Origin of the sequence: Tissierella sp. P1 (assembly GCF_002266425.1) — a bacterium.
Taxonomy (GTDB): Bacteria; Bacillota; Clostridia; order Tissierellales; family Tissierellaceae; genus Tissierella; species Tissierella carlieri.
In genome coordinates this window covers 40,853-61,440 of record NZ_NPMN01000027.1, presented here as the reverse complement: position 1 = coordinate 61,440, position 20,588 = coordinate 40,853, and the positions used below count along the sequence as shown (strand labels likewise).

Here is a 20,588-nt window from a genome sequence, read left to right as displayed (position 1 = left end):
TTGTGCCCGATTCTTTTTTATACTAAATACTATTTTGAGCTGGGGAGTAAAGGTTTTGCAGATACTTAAATGCTTCCGATATATAAAATTTTACTATCGCAAGACCAATGTCATCCTCTATTTTTCAATATTTTTTACTTTTACATTTAAGATTAATTATGATATAAACTAAAGGTAATTATTAAATTGAACGGTTATCTTTTATTACAAAAAAATAGGATCAACAATATCCTATTCTATTACTATGCCTTTCTCTAACTCAATTGACAAAACAGCCATAACTCTTGATGCTACATAAGCTATATAATCTTTTTCATCTTCTGTAAATTCCATAATGTCTAAAGAACGTAATAAATCTCTAGTTATAAATAATAGGTTCTTTACCATTATTTATCACCTTTTACATTAGATTTTACTTATTATAGTCAAATATTTGTTTAAGAAAACCCTTCTTTTTTTGAATTTCTTTTAAATAAAAGTTGATTTATTTTTTATGTTTGTCTCACACAATTTAATTAATTGAATATAATGATATTGGGTATCTCTTTTTTCTTTGCACTCAGCTGTGTTACCCTTCTTCCTTTGCTAATAATAAAGACTATCGTATTCGATATATGCAGAGACCTTTTCGAAGGTCTCTTTTTTGTGTAATAAAAAAGACCAGAAAATTAATTCTGGTCTAATCGTTCTATAGGCGTAATTATTTATTATATTAAATGATAGTGCACAAAGGTACTCTAACTAAAACTAGACGATCAGTTGCATTTTCAACATTAAACACCAAGAATGCATTTTGACCTACTACAAACACGCAAATAAGATTTACTTCTCTTCCTGTAGGGATTGTATTAACTATTTGGCAACGCATAACTCCTGATGCTATTAGTGCTGCTGCTTGTGCTGCTGTTATTTCAAATATGATTACTTCTTCTCTCTCATTACCCATAACGTCTATTTCTATTTCTATAAGCAAGAAAAATCTTCCATCTATTTGAGCTACACATGTTGCACCTATCATAATTGGATCGTTGCATATTGGTTTTCCGCTAGCCACTTGTTTGTAATCCATTGCTTTCGCCTTCCTTATTTTGTATTGGGAATTTCTTTCCCAATATTAGTATATTATGAGTTTGTACAAGTGTTACTATAAATATAGAAAGATCAGGAATTAATCCTGATCTAAATTTAATCTCTCAATATTCGAAGAGCCTCGGCAACTTTTCTTGCAAAAGTTATTGGATCCTCTATAGAAAAGAAGTGAATATAAAATAGTCTTGGTCTATCAAATAACCAATGGTTATGCAAAGCAGTTACTTCAATTCCTCTTTCCCTTAAAGCAGTTATAAAAGGATTTATTTCTCTCTGAAGTATTACTGTTTCTCCTAAATTTAATGTTCTACCTCTGTTATCCATAGATTCAAAAGAAAACAATGCTGCTAATGCCAAAGGACTCCTTGTAGGTCTTCCTGCGATTTCAGCTTCAATATTTCTATCAAATGTTACTACACATAGATCCTCTTCTGAGGTTAATATAGAAGCATTTAATATATTGGCAAATTGTTGACAAAGTCCATCTTCGTCTATATTCTGATCAATAAATTCCTCTTCTATTTCATCATAATCATATCTATACAAATTATCACTATAAATGTCTCTTTTGATTTCAGTCATATATAATTCCTCCCTCAATAACTATATATGTTGTCCCTGAAATTATGTTACTTTTATTTATTAAATTTTTATGTAACAATTTAGATTTTGCTCTAACTCCTAGTGTAATACCTTTAATTTTCTATGATTGGTTTGCAAAATTAAATTTCACTCTGCATACTAAACATTTATATCACCAAATTTAAGCAAATTAATATGATCATATATTTATTAATTAATTAGCATCTATTGATATAGAAAGTATCTAATAATAGTATCACCCTCTTTTACATAAATATTTGAATTTTGCAAATCATATTATCAGGAGGTGAAAATAATGAGTGATAGAAAAACGCTAGCACCACATGAAACTATACAATTACGTGAGTTGATGAGCAACTCAATTCTAGGATATAAAAACATTAATGCAAGTCTTCCTATGGTTGAAAATCCAGAATTAAAGAGTTTTTTAACGAATGCTTTAAATTCTAAAAAAGCTAGTATAGAAGAAATGCATAATTTTGTTAATAACATTGATATGGAATAGGAGGAGCTATTATGTCATGGCTAGAAAACTTTATGGGAGGTAATGATAATAATATGAACGATAGGGATATTGCATTAAATATGCTTGCATCTTCTAAAGCTGGCGTAGGGATGTTGTCTGCCGCTTTGGTTGAGACTACAAATCCAGAACTAAGACAAATGTTATCAAGTCAATTAACTGCTGGTATAAATGGTCATTTTCAGTTATCAGATATGGCCATTCGAAATGGTTGGTATAATGCATATGATGAACCATTAGAACAAATTTATGCAGTTTCAAAAGAAACTAAAAATATTATCAGATAGAATCTAATTGTTTGTAAAAGTAGAAACTGATAAAATGTGGCTACTCTTTTGGTTTTTTAAAAAGCCTTGGAATACTCCAAAGCTTTTTATTTTTTTATTCTATTTTCCTATGCAATTCACTTGTAAAATTAACTTTCATTCTAAATAATAAATATTCATTTCACCTTTTTTAATTAATTTAATATAATAGTATTAAGCGTTAGACATGCTTTGCTAACAGCTTATCACCCATTTTCTCTTGATAAAAACATATTCCAATATATAAAGAGACCCTCTAGGAAGGTCTCTTTACTGCTTAATATAGAAATGAAAAGCACACCTCCAAATATTAGCTTTTTATCTAACATCTAGGGTGTAATTCATTCTCAATGAGACCTCTCACCATATTCTCTTTCCATAACTTAATGCTATGGATGCAATAAACACTCTTTACTACCACAGCGTCTACTCATCAGTAACTATAATCTTTCTATATTTTCCATGATAGGGACAAGTTATATATTTTAACTCATTCTCATCATGATTTACTTCATTAGCAAGAAGATGGTTTAGAATAGATTTCTATAATACTATATTAGTTTCCTCTACTAAATCAATTAATTCCTCTACTCTTCTATTAAGCTTTCTCTGAAATCTATCTAGCTTATTGTAATAAGTTTCATAATCCTACCCTGCAATTGTAAACTATAAAGAAGTTCATTATCAGATCCTTTTTCATTGTCTTTTGTGTATGTACAATCTAATTCTGATATCTGTTTTCTAATATTTCTATTTCGCTTTTTAGATATTTAAACTGTGATAATTGCTCTTTATTCATACTTCCCTACTCCCCGCCTCTATCTGCTTCATAACTATATCTATATTAAGCTTGGTACTATATATAAATTACATATTTGATTCATATAAAGTTTCAGCTATATCCCTATTCATTTTTAATTCTGCTATCTTCTCATTTCCTCTACACAAGTCAGATATTGTTATGACTGGTATTCCTAAACTTCTAAGAAGTAATATTTCTTTTGCTAATCCTACTCTATAATCTCTTTCTGCTATTGTCTTATTCTTTCCTCTTTCTTTTATAATTATAATAGCTTTATTAAGTTCACTTCTAAGATTATTTAATTCTCTCTGTATATCCTGCATGTCCTCCCACCTAAAAAAGAAAAAGCTCAAGGATTTAATTTCTCCTTGGGCTTCTAAAGTCTCTATCTTTTTAATTTAATGTATAAAGTATATAATATTTATTGTATGTTTTCTCTTATTTACTATTGCTTAGTTACAAAACGACCTTGTTCAGGTTTAGCAATTGCATCAAAATCCTTTACTAATACTTCTAGGTGTTGTATAAGTTCTTCACCTTCAATAGGTTTTCCGTGACTTGCTATTGCCAATGAAGGTTTTAAATCTGCAAGAATTCTTACTGAGTTTTCTGCTGCCTTCCAATCCGTTGTTAAATATTTTGGAGGACCACTTATTTGTTCTTTATGTGTTATTACAGATGATAAGGATTCTTGTTTTGTCGTACAAAAAGCATCTCCAACAATAAGTATACGGTCTTTTTCATGAAATAATGAGACATGCCCTTCAGTATGACCTGGTGTGTGTATCCACTTCCAGCCAGTGATACCAGGTACACTACCATCAGTAGGAAGGGCTACAGCACGAAAACCTAAATCGATACTTGTATGCGGAAATGTTGGTGACATTTTTGCCACTAGACCTTCATCCACAGTAGGGTCCCCTAAAGGATAATCCTTTTTTCCTGTTACATAGGGCATTTCTAATTCATGAATATATACTGGAACATCCCATAATTCGGATAATTTAATAACTGATCCGACATGGTCAAAATGTCCATGAGTAAGAATAACTGCTTGTGGTCGGCTATTCTTACCAAACCTTTTCTCAACACATTGCAATATAAAATCTGCTGAGTTTTCAAGACCTGTATCTACAATTATCCATTCATTTTCTTCATTTCCAACTAAACAAGCATTAACAATTGTAAAATCCATTAACAATATATCTGGAGTTACTTCCTGTGATGTTGCTGTCATTGCCGATAATCCTTCCACTATTTTATTACCCACTTTTAACACTCTCCCATTTATTGTTTTATTAAAAATCATCTTTAATAGTATGTGGAAAAATGCTTATTTTATAAACTATTAATATCAACTATCGGTATCATATTTCTTCTTAGTCTTGCATCTCTTACATATTATTTCGCCTTTGCCTTCTGCCCAAAGTAATAACTTGCCACATTTACTACATCTTATTTCTTAATATTTATCTCCTGCCTTTAAATCACCATCTCATATAGTCTTTTCTTTACCTGTGTGGGAATAATATCCTCTACTCTATAGGTGCATTTATCCTTATGCCTTCTATCCTCATGGTCCTTATAACTCTTATTCTTATATATAACTTTTATTGTATATTCATGCTCCTTATATTCTTCTATGCTTGTACTAATTTTCCGTAAACTCCATTTGATGTGGTTGGATATTACTTAAAGGAAATCTTGTCTCTTCCTTTGTTTCTTTATCATCAAAAGCTATAGATATTCTCATTATTTCAAAATACTATTTGCTATATATTCTTTAAGTAATGTCCCTGTAATTAGCTTTTTCCATAGCTTTAATGCTTTCATCTGTATCTCCTTCTTTTAATTTATTAATTAATAACACTTCATCACTACTTTTCATATGTTAGTATTAGGTTCTTTACTTAAACCGAATATTAAATAGGGGGTATCTTTATGGATGAATTCATAGGCGGTAGAAGAGATTGTGATAGAGACAGAGGTTGTGGTAAGAATGATAGTTCACTGCTATTCTTCTTTCTATTACTAGTAATTATTTTCTGTGGTGATGATTTACTTGGTGGCTTCTTCGGTAAAAAATGTTAAATTATCACACTAATCGGGGCTTGTCCCCGATTTTCTTTGTTTTTTTACCTGTATAAATCTTTTTTTCTTCCTTCGTCCCCATCTCATAAAACACATTTGCTATGCTGTACATCTCTTGATTTCCTTCTTTCTTTTACCAAAGTGTTTATATAAATCGATTGATCACCATCCTCACTCCTATTGCTCTTTAGTTGAGGAAGGAAATTTAAGTGCAAAAGGAAATATAACCTTCTCTTCATTCTTAGATGATTAGTTTGAAACGTTTATCGATGGTAAGAAGACTTATAATACAGTTAAGAGGTACAAAGACTGTATAAAAGCAAATTTAGGAAAAGTTAGGCTTGATAAATTAAATACTAAAATAATAAATGAACTCTATCTAAAAATGTCTAAATAAACTATAACATTAAAAGATGGTTATGCTCTTGGCCAGATGGTAGGCCGCTTAGACCTACTTATATTTCAAAAGCTTTCACAAAATTTGCCAAACAATTTTCAGAGGAGAAAAGGATCGATAGGATTACTTTCCATGGACTCAGACATTCCCACGCAACTATTGTTTATGGAGCTGAAGCTGATTAGCCAAGAAATATCTAAAAGGCTAAGACATTCAATAGTATCAACTACAGATGATATTTATATCCACGTTACTGAAGAAATAAAAAAATCTACCGCTCAACTATTTGATCAAGCGATAGATTCTAAAAAACGATCCTTATACAAATAATCTCCCTCTAACCAGGGAGTTTATCTTATTCATGTTGGACAATTTTTAATTTTCGTCCGTTTTCCTAAGTCCTACAAGTGTATATTTTGGAGGCGCCACCCAGATTTGAACTGGGGAGTAAAGGTTTTGCAGACCTCTGCCTTACCACTTGGCTATGGCGCCATATATATAGCCTAATTAATTAGGGCTACTCATTATGGAGCGGAAAACGAGATTCGAACTCGCGACCCTCGCCTTGGCAAGGCGATGCTCTACCACTGAGCCATTTCCGCATGTTATCTAGTACAATCTTACATTCTAGCACGTTTCGCTACCTTATTATAATAGCATAGATTCACAGAAAATGTCAATACTTAATTTTATTTTTTGATTAAATATTATAATTGAATTTCTGTTAATAATCATTGGCTTATTTACCTAGAACATATTGGTGCCCGGAGCCGGAATCGAACCAGCGACACGTAGATTTTCAGTCTACTGCTCTACCGACTGAGCTATCCGGGCATCATGCTTTACTTTGTTAGTAAAAGTTATTTACTTCTTCGACCAGATATACCAATCAAGGATTAAGCGATGCACACAAAACAGAAATTTGCCGTTTTGGTGCCCTGCTTATACCGACTGAACTATCCGGGCATCACGTTTGCCTTGGCAAACAGAACAATATCTAGTATATATGAATTTCCTCTATTTGTCAACTATTAATTTTTCTAACTCTTCTTTTGAAAAATGATATTTTGTATTGCAGAAATGACACACTACTTCTCCTTTTCCATCTTCTTCAATCATAGCCTCTATTTCTTTTTTTCCTATGCTAAGAAGCACCTCTTCTATCCTTTCCCTAGAACAATCACATCTATAATTAATATCTACTCTATCTAATATTTCCATTTCAAATTCTCTTAGCAACTCATACATTATATCTTCTGGTGTTAACCCTTTATCTATTAAAGAGGATATTGGAGGTGTTTTTGATATTGCTTCCTCAATTTTAGTTATATCTTCATCTGATACATCAGGTAATAATTGAATTATATATCCCCCTGCTGCTTTAACTGATATATCTTTGTCAACCAATACTCCTAGACCAATAGCAGATGGCTGCTGCTCTGATATTACATAATACGTTGCCAGATCCTCTGCAATTTCCCCTGATACTAAATTGGCCTGTCCTATATAAGGCTCTTTTAATCCTAAGTCCATAATAGTGGTAATAGTACCATTAGACCCTACAAGTCTACCTACATCTAACTTTCCATCGTCTCTACTAGGTACATCTGCATAAGGATGGTCTACATATCCTTTAATCTCAACCTTATTATTGGCTACTATCATAATAGTCCCAATAAGTCCATCTCCAGAAATTTTTAATGTAAGTCTGTCTTTTTCATTTTTCATCATCACACCCATCATAGATCCAGCTGTTAAAGCCCTTCCTAACGCTGCTGTAGCTGTAGGTGATGTATTATGATTATTTCTTGCCTCCTCAACCATGTTTGTTGTGGTTGCTACAAATATTCGGATATTTCCTGTTTTATCTATACCTCTTATCAAATAATCTTTCATCCTAATCACTCCTGAAACCTATATTTATCATTTTATTGCTACAAAGTTTATCCTCTCAGTTTTTTCTACTGGTCTTTCAAACTGAAATGCTTGAAAATAATCTACATCTCTAAATCCTGCTTTTTTAAGTAGTTCTACTATTTCATCTAGTTCATAAGCTCTTTCTTTATGTTCCTCATCAAATCTTTCATATATTTCCCCGTCTTCACTAAAGAAGAAAGTTAAATAGAATTCACAAATATTTTTATTCTCATCATAATAATTCTGCCAAGTATAGAATACATCTTCTCTATCTTCTACAAAGGTATTATTTCCTATAATATATTTTAGTTTATAAAAAGAGTTTATATCAAATATAAATATACCATCATCTTCTAAATGATTCCAGACATTTTTAAAAGTCTGAAGTAAATCTTCTTTTCTAGTAATATAGTTTATACTATCACATATGGAAATAATAGAGTCAAATGATTCTTTTAAATTAAAATCAATCATATTCTGTTTTATTAACTTTACATTTTTAAACTTCCTAAGCTTTCCATAAGCTTGAGACAGCATATTCTCTGATAAGTCAAAACAAGTTAAATTATAGCCTTTCTTCGCTAAATAATAAGAAAGGTTTCCTGTCCCACAAGCCATTTCAATAATCTTCCTAGGCGTCTTATTATATTTCTTAAATATGTCTTCTATATAATTAAACCAATCTTCATAGTTAAAGTCCATCATCAATTCATCATAGATATTAGCAAACTTATTGTAGATATCCATAACTATTCCCCCTTTTACTAATTATTCAGATTTCTTATTCATTTCTCTTTTTCTTACAGTCATTAATCCGCCTATTCTACCAGATTCCTTAGCAGTTAATCCAGCCCAACCTACTTCTTTGATTTTCTGTGTTAATCCCAATTCCTCAGCTATCTCATATTTTAACTTATCCTCTAAAGTTTCAATTTTATCTTTCTTCTTATTTTTCTTCATATATCATCCCTCCTAGCTCTATTATTAGGAAGAACCCCTTTAATTATTCTTAAAGAAATAAATATTTAATATTTATTACTATAAATAAAATAATAATACCTATTATTGGGATATAATGAAGAGTATTTGTTTCTCTTGGTTGTATATCCTGTTGTATTCCTTCCTCACCTTTAGGTAACCTTTTAATCAGTTTTATAAGGATAATTAAAGAACATATAGCAAATATGCTAAGCACTGCTAATAGGATCAGCATCTGAATCTGATAAGGTATTTCATATGCTGGCACATCTATGGCTTGACTTTGTGCCTTCATCCCAAAATATCCAATAGTCATAGCTAGCCCATTGTTTAATGTATGCCCAAGAATAGAGGAGTATATGGAATTAGTTTTATAGACAATTATACCAAAAATTAGTCCTAAAAATGTTGGTCCTGCAAAATTTTGAAGATTTAAATGAAAAAGGCCAAATAATATTGCAGAAAATAATATTGCCTTCTTTTTTCCTATATCTTCATAAGCATTCATTATTGTCCCCCTAAACATTATTTCTTCACATATACCAGGTGACAAAGCTATAATAAAAATACTTAAAAAATATAATCCTAAATTCTCAGGTATAGGAACTGAACTTGGTACCATTTCTCCGAAAAAACTTAAAATAGTTATTACTAGAGTATTTAAAAATATTGCTACTGGATATGAAAAAATTGTAATCCAAATAATATACCATGCTTGTTTTAGACTAATCTTATTAAGTCTCAAAAACTGTTTTAAAGGTATTCCTGTTAGTTTTAAATAGATTAGATTGGGCAAAAGTATTATTATATATTCTGTAATAAGTAATCCAGAATATATCTCTTTACTTTGAACTATAGATCCCAGAAAGAATAATAAAAGCCCAAGTGCTAAATATAATACATTAACTTGTAAAACACGCATTTTTTTGAAACGTTCCATATTTTTTCTCCTTTTACTTATATTTAATGACAATAAATTCACCTACAGAATAATTCCTGTAGGTGAATTTTTAATCAAATGTAAAAATGTAAGGTATATTTCTGTAGTGATCACCATAATTAAGCCCGTAGCCTACAATGAAAACATCTGGTATGCTAAACCCTACAAAATCTGGCTCCAAGTCTACTTTCCTTCTACTAGGCTTATCCAACATTACACATATCTTAACAGAATTTGGCTTTTTTAGACTTAAAATTTCCTTTACCTTCTTTAAAGTATATCCAGAATCAATAATATCATCTACTATTAAAACATCTTTTCCTTCTACATCTGCTCTAATATCATGTACAATTTCTACGTTTCCTGATGATACTTCATCATGTCCATAACTAGCAGTTGTCATAAAATCAATCTCAACTGGTATAGATAATTCCCTAACTAAATCTGAAGCAAAAATAAAACTCCCTCTTAACAATGATACAACCAACAGATTCTTGTCTTTATATTCCTCAGATATAATTTCTCCTAATTCTTTAACTCTAGTGCTTATACTCTCTCTACTATAAAGGGTTCTTTCTCTTTTGCTGCCTCCCAAGCTTATTCTCTCCTCTCTCTTAAGTTAAACATCATTTGGATTTTTAATTAGCATCTTTCTAATATCCCTAATCTCCCTTAATATAAGATTAAGCGTATATTGAATACTTATTAATATTATCAATATTATAGCACTAAATATCATTTTTGTATCCATAAATTATCTTATCCTTCCTGTTCATATACCACCAATCTATTATTATCATTTTCAACATATTCTAGTTTTGACACCGATACTTCAAATGCAATCTTTCTCTCAACTTCACCTGTAGAAAGTTTTTTCTGATATTCTCTGCTTTGAATCCTACCCCAAAGTCTAATATGGTCTCCTATTAACATCTTCTCACAAAATCTTGCATTCCTTCCCCAAGCAATACAAGGTATATAATCTGATTTATTATAGGACCTATTCACAGCTATTAAAATATCAGTTATCTCTCTGCCAAAAGGTGTAGTTCTATAGATTGGTTTTTTACATATATACCCATCTAAATAAATTTCATTAGGCTTTCTCAAAGTTTCTATTAATTCTTCTTCATCTGGTATATAAATATCCTTTGCAAATATGGTCAAAACTAATCTATTGCTATTGTCAATATATCTATTATAGGACCTAAGTTGTCCCTCTATTATAACATATTGACCAATAGATAAATCCATATCTACCATAAGCCTCTCTGAAATTGTAACAGGTAACAAGTCTATTGAATCACTTAATCTAGGTACTTCTAAATCAATACTATAAAACCCTTCTCCATACATCTCATGACTAAAGACCTTTTCGCTTGCCACTTTACCTACTAACCTTACACTATTTGTATCCATAATCTTATCAATCATTGCTATTGTCCCCCTCTATTCCTATGTTTTTTAATCTATATCTAATATATTCTACTAATGAAAATAATATGAACAAAAACAAAAAATAATAGATATAGCAAACTTATCTTTCGTATATATCTATTATTAGACAAATTTTTAAAAAATCCTTCTTTTTTTGCAAAATTTGTTAAAATTTTTTCAATTATTTTTTGCAGTTACTTTTTTCTTAAACTATATGAGTATTAAAATTCATAAAAGTATTTATAGAAAATTTATCTACTCCAAGAAGTAATCCACAGGTAATAGTTGATATAACTGAGTAAATATCTAGTTTCTCTCTGGAATAAATTTTTATGGGTAATTCAAATGGCTCAATCATAGTGCTATCTATTCTTTTTATTTCTCTTTGAAAGCATATATTAGTTTCTATTAAGTCGTGAATATTATAACTAGAAGGATTAATAGTTGCTTTGTTATTAAATCCATAGGTTATTACTATTGGTTTAATATTATCATTCAAAAGATAAGTCCATCTTTCTTCATCGCAGTTTATGATTATATATTCCGATTCACTAAATAATTTCTTTAGTTTATGATTTTCATAATCCTTAGGACTTAAGAAAGTATGGATAAGTATATTAAAGTGAAATCCAATATTTTCTATAGAAGATATTAAATTAGATTTTATATCGATTATAATGATATTGGTATTTCCTTTATTTAATACTGCCATACTTTCGAGCTTATTTTCATAGTAGATTTTATAACCAGACATGGTGAAAATCTCTTTTAATAATTTAAAAGTTATTCTGTCCTTAGAGTTCTCTACTATTCCAATAATTATCATTTGTTGTTCCACCATATCCCCTCAAATCATTATCTATTTTACTTGAATCTGTCTTCCAGTATTATCCATCATAAAGTTTTCCTTATATATTAGTTCAGAAATTGGTACTATTTCATATCCACTTTCTTGTAATCGCTCTATAACTAAAGGCAAATATTCTTTAATATATTTTGCATTATTATGAAACAGTACAATGGAACCATTTCTTACATTTCTTGTTACTCTATCAACTACTGGCTGCACACCTAGTTCCTTCCAATCTAGGGAATCAACGTCCCATTGAATTACATAATAACCATTTTCTCTGCAAGTACGGATAAGGTTATCATTATAATCACCAAATGGTGGTCTAAATAATGTTGGTTTCTTACCAATTAATTCTTCAATTTTCTGTCCTGTTGTATTTAATTCTTCTGCCATTTTCTCTGGACTTAATTGTGGCATATTTGGATGAGTAGTTGAATGGTTTCCTACATCATGACCTCTTTTTGCTATCTCTTTTACGTCTTCTGGATATTTATCTGCCCAAAATCCTACTAAGAAAAATGTACTTTTCACCTTATATTTATCTAGTGTATCCAATATATCATTGGTGTATTCATTTCCCCAAGCAGCATCAAAGCTTATAGCTATTTTCTTTTCTGGTGTTTCTACACTATATATAGGTAATTCCTTAGTTGGTGAAAATACAGCTGCAATATTTCCTGTAGTCTTAACAGAAACATAGACTAAAAATACTAATGCTATACATAGGACGATTAATAATCTAACTGTAATATTAATATCATTCCTATAATAAGTTTTTCTCATTATAACATCACCTCCAAGTGCTTATATAATATAATTTATTCTAAAATAAAATTTATATTACAATAGAAAATAATTGTTAATTATAAATAGAAAAAATCCCTCGTAAAACGAAGGATCTTTATCTCTATTCTCCATAAATATATAATTCTTTACCATCTAAACCTTCCAAATTTATTGTTTCCTCTAAAACTTTAGGCACAGTAATTACTTCCTTGATTCCGTCTGAAATATATCTTTTTTCTGGATTGCTATCAAAGTAATCTAACCAATTATATATTCCAACATTATCTACCTTTATTTCGGAGGCTCTGATTCTAGGTAATGATAAAGAGTTAAATTTATTAGATACTGGTGACTGTGCTGGATTCCAACCTACATTTAAGATGGCAATGTTTTCGTAGCTTGTACCATCAAAACTTCCTTTTTCTAAGTATCTCTCTAGTTCCTTATCTGCTGGTCTTTCTCCGTAACAAAGTGCATAAGTGTTCACTTTATATCCTGATAATATCTTATTTATGTTGCTTACTTGTTTGGCTATAACTTCCTGTATCACATCTTTATCATCTATTTTTTTCATTCCTCTATGGTCAATAGTATGATTTCCAATATCATATCCATTTTCTATTAAATAATTTAGTTTATACTCTAAAAATTCTGGCTGTCGAAAGACATTGGTTCCAAATACAAAAAAAGTTGCAGTTGATTTAAAATCTGGATATTCCTCTTTAAAATCCTCCAATATTCCAATAGCTGAATTAGAATCTATAATATCTTCACCTTTGTCATTCTTTATTATCCTAAAATTATTTTCATTTCCATCATCGAAAGTAATTACTACTGGTGTCATGCCTGCTTCTACATCCATATCATTATTTACAAAATCTTTTAAACTTACAGGCCTATATCCTTTCTCATAAAGTGTCAATAAATCTTTTCTAAGGTTATCAGGTGTTCTTGTCCACTCAGCCTCCTCTTCACCAATATTATGGTACATAAGAATCATCACTTCTCCAGCTTCATTAGGCTTTAAAGATAAATCTATTAATTCTTTTTGATCTTTTATTTCTTCCTCTTCTGTTTCTTCTACATCATCTCCAACTATAGAGTCTGTAGGGGTATCAACTACCATATTATCTTTATTCCTATTTTTTTCACATGCGGTAAAAGTTAATAGCAAAAAACAAGATAAAACAAATATAATCTTTTTCTTTAGTTTCATATTTTCGCCCTCTGTCTATTTTATTATTTATGATAATTATACAACAGAATAAGCATAAAACAAAATCAAATTATGATTATTGACTAAACTGGCTATATTTATACAATTTAAAATTAATTTCCAGAATAAATATTGATGGAAGGGTTATATTAATATTACAACAACAAATTAAGTTGTTGAAAAAGGAGGTTTGTCAAATGGCTAATAACAATAATAACAGAATAGTTGTTCCAGAAGCTAGAGCAGCCTTAAACCAAATGAAATTAGAAATAGCAAACGAACTAGGTATGTCAAATTATGACAGCATGGATAAAGGTAATTTGACTTCAAGACAAAATGGATACGTAGGCGGATACATGGTAAAAAAATTAGTTGAGTCTGCTCAAAACCAACTTGCAGGAAAATAACTTTGGAATAGCATAATAAATAGAGAAGTGGAATTCCACTTCTTTATTTATTATGAGTCATAAGATTAAAATTTAAAAATATTTTTATTACCACTTAAATACAATAAAATAATAAATGTATTATGATTCAATAGTAAGAATTCCTTGGATATAATTTACTTCATCCAAGGAATTCTTACTTTGCAAATACTTAATTATTTCCTAAATACAACACTAAAAAAGGCTATGCTCTCCTAAAATGATTGTTCTATCACCTCTACTTTATAGGTATAAAACTTTTGTACTTCATAAAATAATATCTGCTTTCACATATCTAAAGTCATTACTAATTCGATTATACTCCTAATCTATGTGTAAAATACACATGTTTTATCAACATCTAAGGCTATATTCCTTGTATCCTTCTGTTATATTTATTTTTATCATTAGAATATAGTCTTCTCTAAATCTTTAATTCTATGGCTAGCTACTTTCATTTGTTCTTCTATTACGAATTTCCTCTTTATTACATTATTGTATTTTCTTACTTCTTTTTCTGATCTGTCTAGTCTGTAATTTACTAATTTATTAGTTATGACAATCCTCCGAATATGCCTACTACAAGATAGCTACAAAGACTTCACTATTCATCCTGTTACTCACCATTTTATACTAATTCTTTCACTTATTTATGATTATTATGAGTTACGATTCATAATATATCTGGCATAGATCAGATTTTGCATATATATGATTAGCATCAAGTCCTAATCGCGCTCTAAATCCTAATCTGATATTAGTACCAGACATAGTAACACTGTCTAAATAAATGCTTGACCCCTGATTACCAGTACCAGCTGACGGGTTGAAATCGGGCCCCCATTGAGATAAAGGTGTCCATAAGTGACTTACAGTATAACCACCACCTGCTACCTTGTAGGTAGTACCCCCTGCGTGATAATATGACCAATATTCATTCCAGACAAATAGCAATACTTTTATTTGATTTAATGAAGTTATAGGTCCCCTAGGCAAGTCTATATTAAATGTTCCTTCATATATTCTATCGTTTTCATAGTCTACACTCAGCTCTCGTAGACTCCATCCACCTTTAAATGATCCAGTTACTCCTCCTATACTTACTCCATTTCTTACATTACCCGCAGTTAAATTTGAAAATGTAGCTGTTATTTTTCCTGATCCACTATGATAACCAGCAGGAATAGTATATTGACCATTTTGAGCAGTTATAGAACCGCTAATTGCTCCATTATTATGCATAGTACCTATAAGCTTTGAACCTTTAACATATGCAGTTCTACCTGTCAGTATGTCTGAGGCTATTGCTGTTGCATCCCCTGTCTTATCTGTTTCTATTTGTCCTATCTTATTCGCCAATATAGGGAATGTATCACTACCTGAAGCTGGAACACCTTTGCCAGTAATAGCGGTAGCAATTTGTTGTTTACCATCACTGGCTGACTGAAAAGCCTGATCTGCTTTTACTAGAATATATTTAGTCTGTTCAGTTAATACCTTACCCTTTAACTCTGCTGGTAAAGTAAGATCATTTATATCTCCTATTGTATTGTGCATTTCTTCTATTATATTTTCAATATTTTTTAATTTATTTTTATCGTCTGTAGTGTAATCTTCTGTACTTAATCCTTTCCCTTGGATTTTATCAACCTTTTTTTCATTCAATTCATTTATTGCACCTAATAAAGTCTTATTTTCAGTTTGTAACTCTTCTATTATAGTTGTTCCCTTTTTAAAATTTAAAATATCATCTTCATTCTTTTTTATTCTATTACTCAATATATCTATGTCCTTCTTTGTTGCTAGTATCATAGTAGGGTCTATCTTTAAATTCACTGCAGAAGTATTGCTCACCTCTAAGATCATTCTAATATACAAATCCTTAGCACTACCAGTTGAAACTATTGGCTTATATGTTTCAGGATATTTACCTATTGCAAGCATATTTCCTTCATCATCAAACACCCCTGCCTCCCTAATCATAAAACCGCCTTGATCAGCAGGAATTATTGTTTCTAACACTATCCAGCTAGGATTATTTTCATCTATCACTACATTACCTATTTGCCCTCTCCATACTTCATTTTTTAAAGCTTGTTGACTCTCTATAGGATTATAGTAACTTCCATTACCGTCACCTAATGCAAAGTGTATGAAATTTACTTTATTTCCTAATGTACTAGCATTTGCTATTTTAGCTTTTCCAATTTGAGTTAATATTGTATAAAATTGTTCTGCCATTATACCACTTCCTTTCTTGAATATACAGTTATGCTTTCTAATCCAGTATTACTTCCTACTGCAACATACACCTTTCCTTTTGAAAATAATTCTCTAGGAGAATAAGGATATACTGTTATTTCTTCCCCTGATATTAAAGTACTACAAATATATATGTCATTTTCTTTTAATTCAAAGACTAAGATTGTCTCATAATCCAAGTGAGCAGGTTTAATTTCTTCTATAGCCTCAAACATATCATTCATATTTAATATTATTGTATCTTGATTACTAAATATAATCTTGATTATGCCATCAAAGGTAACCTCTACACTACTTTTAGTAAATGCTTCAACTATAGCCTTTATCATTTCAGCATCTACCTTACCCATACCTCTCATCTTAGCTTTTATAATACTTCTACGTTCTTCTAAGGACTTGTTTGGTCTAATTGGTAGCTTTAACTCTTTTTCATATATAGCTAATCCCCAAGTTGCAGTGTCAACAAAGAATTGCTTTTCTAAATCTTTTATCTCTGTATGAATCTTCTCAAATTCAATCTCCTCAGCCTTCATAATCTCCTGAAATACTTTGGATTGTCTCTCATATGGCGGTAAATACTTTAGCATTTTACTCACTTATTACCACCTCACCTAATATCGCCACTTCTTCATTTTCTACTAATATATTTTCAATACCTTCATTTACTCTTAAATCCGTATAATCCAATACTCCTTCTACATCCAATATTAAAGACCCTATTTGTGCATAGCTAACTAAATTCTTTTTAAATGCTATTTCTTTGAGATAGTTAACTATGCTTTCCCTTATTTTAGATTTAATTTCTTCTAGAGAATTGCTCATATCTTTAGTAATTGTAACTAATATATTAATATCTTTTCTCTTTGCAGATGCTACAGTGCAGAAAGCACCTATAGGTGCCTGTCCTTCCCCAAGACCTGTTATCTCTGGGTCAATATGCTTTTGTACTTCTTGAATTAAATCTGTGCTAGCTGGTTGTTTATTTGAATCTATTACTACTATTTTTACGGTATTATCACCTTTCCACAAAGGAAAGACCCTAGCCTCCCCAACACCAACGACCTCTTTTGCCCAGTTGAGGTAATGATATTTGTTTCCTGATGTTGAAGGAGTACGAATCTTTTCATAATACCTTTGCCTTAGATCGTAATCACTTTCGTCATCATATCCATTTATAACCGCTTCAGTATTAGTTACAGAAGTTAATCCTGAAATAGTTATCGGAAAATGCTTTATGGCTCCTGCTGGTACATTTCCTACAGTTCCAGCTACCTCACATTCAGCCAATGCACTTGTTACTCCATTTTCTCCAATGACCTTGTTTTCAAGCAACACAAAATTTACTGTATCACTACCAATTAGATCACCCTTTTTAATACTAGATCCTTGAGAACCACTTATAACTACAGTTATAGTTCCTTTTGTTGCTGGTTTTCTTTCTATACCAGTCCTTTGATTAATAAACCTTTCTAAGTCTTCTCCTGATAGGTTCTCTATATCTAGTTTGTTTTCAACTTCTTTTATTTCTTTATCTTTCCTTTGAAACTCTATAGCGGCAGGCTTTGTAGCATCATAAAAAAAAGAGCCTTCGCTCCTATCGTATTCTTTGTTTATATTTTCAAGCATCCTATTGTGTATTTCTTTTACACTTTTCATGTTAAAAGCTCACCTCCTGCTTTATAAAATCACTATCATATAAATTTACAGTAAATATAACTCTTAATTTATCATTTACTCTTATAAAATCCCAATTCGTAAGATTTTCTATTCTAGGATGTTTTAATACTTCTTGTGTTATTTCTCTTTTTAGTTCACTCTCAAGAAAACTTTTAGGATAGCTGTGTCCCACAATTAAATCTTCTATAGTAGTTCCATAATCTACTTCATCATAAATCTTCCACCTGTTCTTCTGAGTTCTAAGGACTTTTTCAATCCATATTTCAATGCCTTTTTTTCCTGCTGCTTCTATAGGCTTACCATCCTTTAGTATAAATTCTCTTTTTTTGAAATCATATAAGAAAGTTTTACCCAAATCCTTTATTACATTAGAATCTTGTTTTGGTAATTCTAATTCAGTTATTTTAGGAAATATCATAATCTCACCGCCCAGTCAATAAGAAAATATATTTGTTCATCTTGTGAAGGAATTAATATTACTTTATCCCCTTCCTTTATAGTATCTGTTGTTTCAATATATGAAGATTCTTTGGTGGCTTCAATTCTTACAGGGGTATTTATATTTATATCTACTATTTTATGAGCATGACTTGACGCACCCATTCCTCCATCATTGACACTATCTGTAGTTCCAATATATGTTGGAGGATTGCTTTGATTAAATTTAATCTTCTCACCTTCTATGATTATCTTTCTTTTATATTCTTTTAGAATACTAGCCCCTATAACAAGATTGCCTTTATCCAATATTATATTCTTATCTATCTGGATCTTTATTTCAGGAGGTGGAAATAACACAGTCCCAACTATAGGTCCCATATATCTTATTGATTCTCTTTCTTTGAACATTTTAGCTAATTCACTTATTCCTTCCATTATATCACCCCTAGATTGACACTACATAAATGTATTCCATTAGTTACAGTATGATTGGCACTTTCTATCAAATACTTACCTCTCATACCAGTTAAAGGTTCTTCGATTTCAATTAGTCTTCCTGCTCTTATATCATCATGTCCTGGTATAGTTATACTATTTTCTTCAAATACCCTTCCTAAATCCTTTAACATATTCTGTGCAACAACCTTTGCCTCACTAATATTTTCCTTATCGACTTGCACTAATTTTTGCAATAATCCATATTGGTTTATTAGTTCACTATTTTGAACAGTATCGATTAATCTAATTTTATCTTCATTATTTATAATTACTTTAATGGAGTTTTTCATTTCTTCTATAGTTCTTTTTCTAGAAGGATTACTTATTGCATTAGTAACCGACTCATAAGGTAAATTAGTAGCTAGTTTAAAGGTAGGAACAATAATTTTATCATTTTGTTTGAAAATAAATAATTTTCCTTCCTTCATCTCCATCCTGCACTTTACGCCAGTTTCTTTTTCTACTAAATCAAGAATATCTTTTATAACCTCACTGTGAACTTTATCAGCATATATCTTAGTTAATAATATACTGGGTATGTCCACTCCACCAATAGGTACTCCTGCTCTTGCTAAAACCTCATTTATTGCTCCATTAGAATTCATTTTATTGACTGATAGGTCTCTTCAGATTTATTCAAGTAAAAAGCATAATCAAAACAATTGTAAGGAATTGAACCTCTCCCAGATTTATTCTCAGTAATAACTATAGTTCTATTTACTTCCTTTTCTCCATTTTTTAATTATGATTAGCGAACCTAAATCTACTGGACTTTTTGGAAAATATCTATCATCATTAAAAGCAATATCAAAATCAAGCTGTTCTCCTAATTCATTTATATTACTTCTCCATGTTATAGAACCTACAAGAGGAGTTATATTTGTCATACCGCTACCATTAACACACCAAAGTTCATGACCCATATTATACACTCCTCTTCTCCAGCTTAATAAACTTAAATTCACTTAAAGACAATGTATAATAAACATCGCCAGAACCATCTTGCTCTCCATATTCAAAACTTTCAATAGTACAAGCCATATTAATTGGAGTATCAGTAACAATCAGCCTTATAGGTATCCTTCTTTCTTTCCAGTCTTCAATCATTTCTACATAATCCCAAGATTTATATGTCTTATCTCTAATAAAGGAATATTCTTGGTTTGGGAAAAAAGAGCTTAGAGAAATAGACTTTAAGGAAGACAAGCCTATAAGTTTTATTTCTCCTATTGAAATAGTATCATAGCTTTGATTATTCATATTAGATTGTATTTTAAATTCTTTGGGCAGAACAGGTAATTTGATTACTTGTTCTCTATTATTTACACTAATAAATATATCCATCAAA

29 protein-coding genes and 3 tRNA genes are annotated in these 20,588 nt (G+C 30.5%); 5 read left to right on the top strand and 27 right to left on the bottom strand.

Annotated features, from left to right (window positions below; translation table 11 throughout):
* Nucleotides 1–231: 231 nt before the first annotated feature.
* From CIW83_RS22360 to CIW83_RS17035, 3 genes are all read right to left on the bottom strand, one after another.
* Nucleotides 232–387, bottom strand: a complete 156-nt coding sequence (locus CIW83_RS22360; RefSeq protein ID WP_158220163.1) for a hypothetical protein — start codon at nucleotides 385–387, stop codon at nucleotides 232–234.
* A 325-nt stretch (nucleotides 388–712) separates the two neighbouring features.
* Nucleotides 713–1,069 (bottom strand): hypothetical protein, encoded by a 357-nt coding sequence (locus CIW83_RS17040; RefSeq protein WP_094903378.1) that lies wholly within the window; start codon nucleotides 1,067–1,069, stop codon nucleotides 713–715.
* Nucleotides 1,070–1,185: 116 nt separating this feature from the next.
* A complete protein-coding gene (locus CIW83_RS17035) occupies nucleotides 1,186–1,671 on the bottom strand; it encodes a DUF1259 domain-containing protein (protein ID WP_094903376.1) in 486 nt (161 codons plus the stop codon).
* Nucleotides 1,672–1,987: 316 nt separating this feature from the next.
* Between CIW83_RS17035 and CIW83_RS17030 the strand changes: the two genes are divergently transcribed.
* Nucleotides 1,988–2,197 (top strand): hypothetical protein, encoded by a 210-nt coding sequence (locus CIW83_RS17030; RefSeq protein ID WP_094903374.1) that lies wholly within the window; start codon nucleotides 1,988–1,990, stop codon nucleotides 2,195–2,197.
* A gap of 11 nt (nucleotides 2,198–2,208) precedes the next feature.
* On the top strand, nucleotides 2,209–2,502 hold the full coding sequence (locus tag CIW83_RS17025; RefSeq protein WP_201259982.1) for a spore coat protein: 294 nt from the start codon (nucleotides 2,209–2,211) through the stop codon (nucleotides 2,500–2,502).
* Nucleotides 2,503–3,387: 885 nt separating this feature from the next.
* On the opposite strand, the gene CIW83_RS17020 is transcribed toward CIW83_RS17025, so the two are convergent.
* The 3 genes from CIW83_RS17020 to CIW83_RS24985 all read right to left on the bottom strand — a co-directional run bounded on the left by CIW83_RS17020 (nucleotide 3,388) and on the right by CIW83_RS24985 (nucleotide 5,075).
* On the bottom strand, nucleotides 3,388–3,645 hold the full coding sequence (locus CIW83_RS17020; protein ID WP_094903372.1) for a hypothetical protein: 258 nt from the start codon (nucleotides 3,643–3,645) through the stop codon (nucleotides 3,388–3,390).
* Nucleotides 3,646–3,767: 122 nt separating this feature from the next.
* Nucleotides 3,768–4,592 (bottom strand): MBL fold metallo-hydrolase, encoded by an 825-nt coding sequence (locus CIW83_RS17015; RefSeq protein ID WP_094903370.1) that lies wholly within the window; start codon nucleotides 4,590–4,592, stop codon nucleotides 3,768–3,770.
* A 381-nt stretch (nucleotides 4,593–4,973) separates the two neighbouring features.
* Nucleotides 4,974–5,075 (bottom strand): Holliday junction resolvase RecU, encoded by a 102-nt coding sequence (locus CIW83_RS24985; RefSeq protein WP_094903368.1) that lies wholly within the window; start codon nucleotides 5,073–5,075, stop codon nucleotides 4,974–4,976.
* Nucleotides 5,076–5,263: 188 nt separating this feature from the next.
* Between CIW83_RS24985 and CIW83_RS22355 the strand changes: the two genes are divergently transcribed.
* Both CIW83_RS22355 and CIW83_RS17005 read left to right on the top strand, forming a co-directional pair.
* Nucleotides 5,264–5,413 (top strand): hypothetical protein, encoded by a 150-nt coding sequence (locus CIW83_RS22355; protein ID WP_158220162.1) that lies wholly within the window; start codon nucleotides 5,264–5,266, stop codon nucleotides 5,411–5,413.
* Between the two features lie 529 nt (nucleotides 5,414–5,942).
* Nucleotides 5,943–6,140 carry a hypothetical protein gene (locus CIW83_RS17005; protein ID WP_094903366.1) on the top strand — a complete coding sequence of 66 codons (198 nt, stop codon included), beginning with the start codon at nucleotides 5,943–5,945 and terminating at the stop codon, nucleotides 6,138–6,140.
* Nucleotides 6,141–6,227: 87 nt separating this feature from the next.
* Here CIW83_RS17005 and CIW83_RS17000 read toward each other — a convergent pair.
* The 13 genes from CIW83_RS17000 to CIW83_RS16945 all read right to left on the bottom strand — a co-directional run bounded on the left by CIW83_RS17000 (nucleotide 6,228) and on the right by CIW83_RS16945 (nucleotide 13,937).
* Nucleotides 6,228–6,302, bottom strand: a tRNA-Cys gene (locus CIW83_RS17000).
* A gap of 35 nt (nucleotides 6,303–6,337) precedes the next feature.
* Nucleotides 6,338–6,412 (bottom strand) — tRNA-Gly (locus tag CIW83_RS16995).
* Nucleotides 6,413–6,568: 156 nt separating this feature from the next.
* A tRNA-Phe gene (locus CIW83_RS16990) sits at nucleotides 6,569–6,644 on the bottom strand.
* 183 nt (nucleotides 6,645–6,827) lie between these two features.
* Nucleotides 6,828–7,706 carry an Hsp33 family molecular chaperone HslO gene (gene hslO / locus CIW83_RS16985; RefSeq protein WP_094903364.1) on the bottom strand — a complete coding sequence of 293 codons (879 nt, stop codon included), beginning with the start codon at nucleotides 7,704–7,706 and terminating at the stop codon, nucleotides 6,828–6,830.
* Between the two features lie 27 nt (nucleotides 7,707–7,733).
* Nucleotides 7,734–8,474, bottom strand: a complete 741-nt coding sequence (locus CIW83_RS16980) for a class I SAM-dependent methyltransferase (protein WP_094903362.1) — start codon at nucleotides 8,472–8,474, stop codon at nucleotides 7,734–7,736.
* Nucleotides 8,475–8,495: 21 nt separating this feature from the next.
* Nucleotides 8,496–8,687: a small, acid-soluble spore protein, alpha/beta type gene (locus CIW83_RS16975; RefSeq protein WP_094903360.1), complete on the bottom strand. Its 192-nt coding sequence runs from the start codon at nucleotides 8,685–8,687 to the stop codon at nucleotides 8,496–8,498.
* Nucleotides 8,688–8,736: 49 nt separating this feature from the next.
* The gene (locus CIW83_RS16970) at nucleotides 8,737–9,645 is read right to left on the bottom strand and encodes a CPBP family intramembrane glutamic endopeptidase (RefSeq protein WP_094903358.1); all 909 of its coding nucleotides are present in this window, start codon (nucleotides 9,643–9,645) and stop codon (nucleotides 8,737–8,739) included.
* A gap of 70 nt (nucleotides 9,646–9,715) precedes the next feature.
* Entirely contained in the window at nucleotides 9,716–10,240 is a 525-nt protein-coding gene (gene hpt / locus CIW83_RS16965; RefSeq protein WP_094903356.1) for a hypoxanthine phosphoribosyltransferase, read from the bottom strand.
* Nucleotides 10,241–10,264: 24 nt separating this feature from the next.
* A complete protein-coding gene (locus CIW83_RS24505) occupies nucleotides 10,265–10,396 on the bottom strand; it encodes a hypothetical protein (RefSeq protein ID WP_255374500.1) in 132 nt (43 codons plus the stop codon).
* Nucleotides 10,397–10,404: 8 nt separating this feature from the next.
* Complete coding sequence (locus tag CIW83_RS16960) at nucleotides 10,405–11,079, bottom strand: single-stranded DNA-binding protein (RefSeq protein WP_201259981.1); 675 nt, start codon at nucleotides 11,077–11,079, stop codon at nucleotides 10,405–10,407.
* A gap of 208 nt (nucleotides 11,080–11,287) precedes the next feature.
* Nucleotides 11,288–11,908 carry a hypothetical protein gene (locus CIW83_RS16955; RefSeq protein ID WP_094903354.1) on the bottom strand — a complete coding sequence of 207 codons (621 nt, stop codon included), beginning with the start codon at nucleotides 11,906–11,908 and terminating at the stop codon, nucleotides 11,288–11,290.
* Between the two features lie 33 nt (nucleotides 11,909–11,941).
* Nucleotides 11,942–12,718 (bottom strand): polysaccharide deacetylase family sporulation protein PdaB, encoded by a 777-nt coding sequence (gene pdaB, locus CIW83_RS16950; RefSeq protein ID WP_094903352.1) that lies wholly within the window; start codon nucleotides 12,716–12,718, stop codon nucleotides 11,942–11,944.
* A 124-nt stretch (nucleotides 12,719–12,842) separates the two neighbouring features.
* Complete coding sequence (locus tag CIW83_RS16945) at nucleotides 12,843–13,937, bottom strand: polysaccharide deacetylase family protein (RefSeq protein ID WP_094903350.1); 1,095 nt, start codon at nucleotides 13,935–13,937, stop codon at nucleotides 12,843–12,845.
* A gap of 197 nt (nucleotides 13,938–14,134) precedes the next feature.
* Between CIW83_RS16945 and CIW83_RS16940 the strand changes: the two genes are divergently transcribed.
* Nucleotides 14,135–14,344 carry an alpha/beta-type small acid-soluble spore protein gene (locus CIW83_RS16940; RefSeq protein ID WP_094903348.1) on the top strand — a complete coding sequence of 70 codons (210 nt, stop codon included), beginning with the start codon at nucleotides 14,135–14,137 and terminating at the stop codon, nucleotides 14,342–14,344.
* A 684-nt stretch (nucleotides 14,345–15,028) separates the two neighbouring features.
* Here CIW83_RS16940 and CIW83_RS16935 read toward each other — a convergent pair.
* From CIW83_RS16935 to CIW83_RS16900, 8 genes are all read right to left on the bottom strand, one after another.
* Complete coding sequence (locus CIW83_RS16935) at nucleotides 15,029–16,603, bottom strand: phage tail protein (RefSeq protein ID WP_094903346.1); 1,575 nt, start codon at nucleotides 16,601–16,603, stop codon at nucleotides 15,029–15,031.
* Nucleotides 16,603–17,211, bottom strand: coding sequence for a putative phage tail protein (locus CIW83_RS16930; protein WP_235601388.1), 609 nt, complete (start codon nucleotides 17,209–17,211; stop codon nucleotides 16,603–16,605). Before CIW83_RS16930 ends, CIW83_RS16935 begins: the two co-directional genes overlap by 1 nt.
* 1 nt (nucleotide 17,212) lies before the next feature.
* Nucleotides 17,213–18,280, bottom strand: a complete 1,068-nt coding sequence (locus CIW83_RS16925) for a baseplate J/gp47 family protein (RefSeq protein ID WP_094903342.1) — start codon at nucleotides 18,278–18,280, stop codon at nucleotides 17,213–17,215.
* 1 nt (nucleotide 18,281) lies between these two features.
* The gene (locus CIW83_RS16920; protein ID WP_094903340.1) at nucleotides 18,282–18,719 is read right to left on the bottom strand and encodes a DUF2634 domain-containing protein; all 438 of its coding nucleotides are present in this window, start codon (nucleotides 18,717–18,719) and stop codon (nucleotides 18,282–18,284) included.
* Nucleotides 18,716–19,177 (bottom strand): DUF2577 family protein, encoded by a 462-nt coding sequence (locus CIW83_RS16915; protein ID WP_094903338.1) that lies wholly within the window; start codon nucleotides 19,175–19,177, stop codon nucleotides 18,716–18,718. The genes CIW83_RS16920 and CIW83_RS16915 overlap by 4 nt, the downstream gene beginning before the upstream one ends.
* Entirely contained in the window at nucleotides 19,177–19,845 is a 669-nt protein-coding gene (locus tag CIW83_RS16910) for a hypothetical protein (RefSeq protein WP_094903336.1), read from the bottom strand. The genes CIW83_RS16915 and CIW83_RS16910 overlap by 1 nt, the downstream gene beginning before the upstream one ends.
* Before the next feature lie 108 nt (nucleotides 19,846–19,953).
* On the bottom strand, nucleotides 19,954–20,163 hold the full coding sequence (locus tag CIW83_RS16905; protein ID WP_094903334.1) for a hypothetical protein: 210 nt from the start codon (nucleotides 20,161–20,163) through the stop codon (nucleotides 19,954–19,956).
* A 1-nt stretch (nucleotide 20,164) separates the two neighbouring features.
* Entirely contained in the window at nucleotides 20,165–20,584 is a 420-nt protein-coding gene (locus CIW83_RS16900) for a hypothetical protein (protein ID WP_094903332.1), read from the bottom strand.
* Between the last annotated feature and the right edge of the window lie 4 nt (nucleotides 20,585–20,588).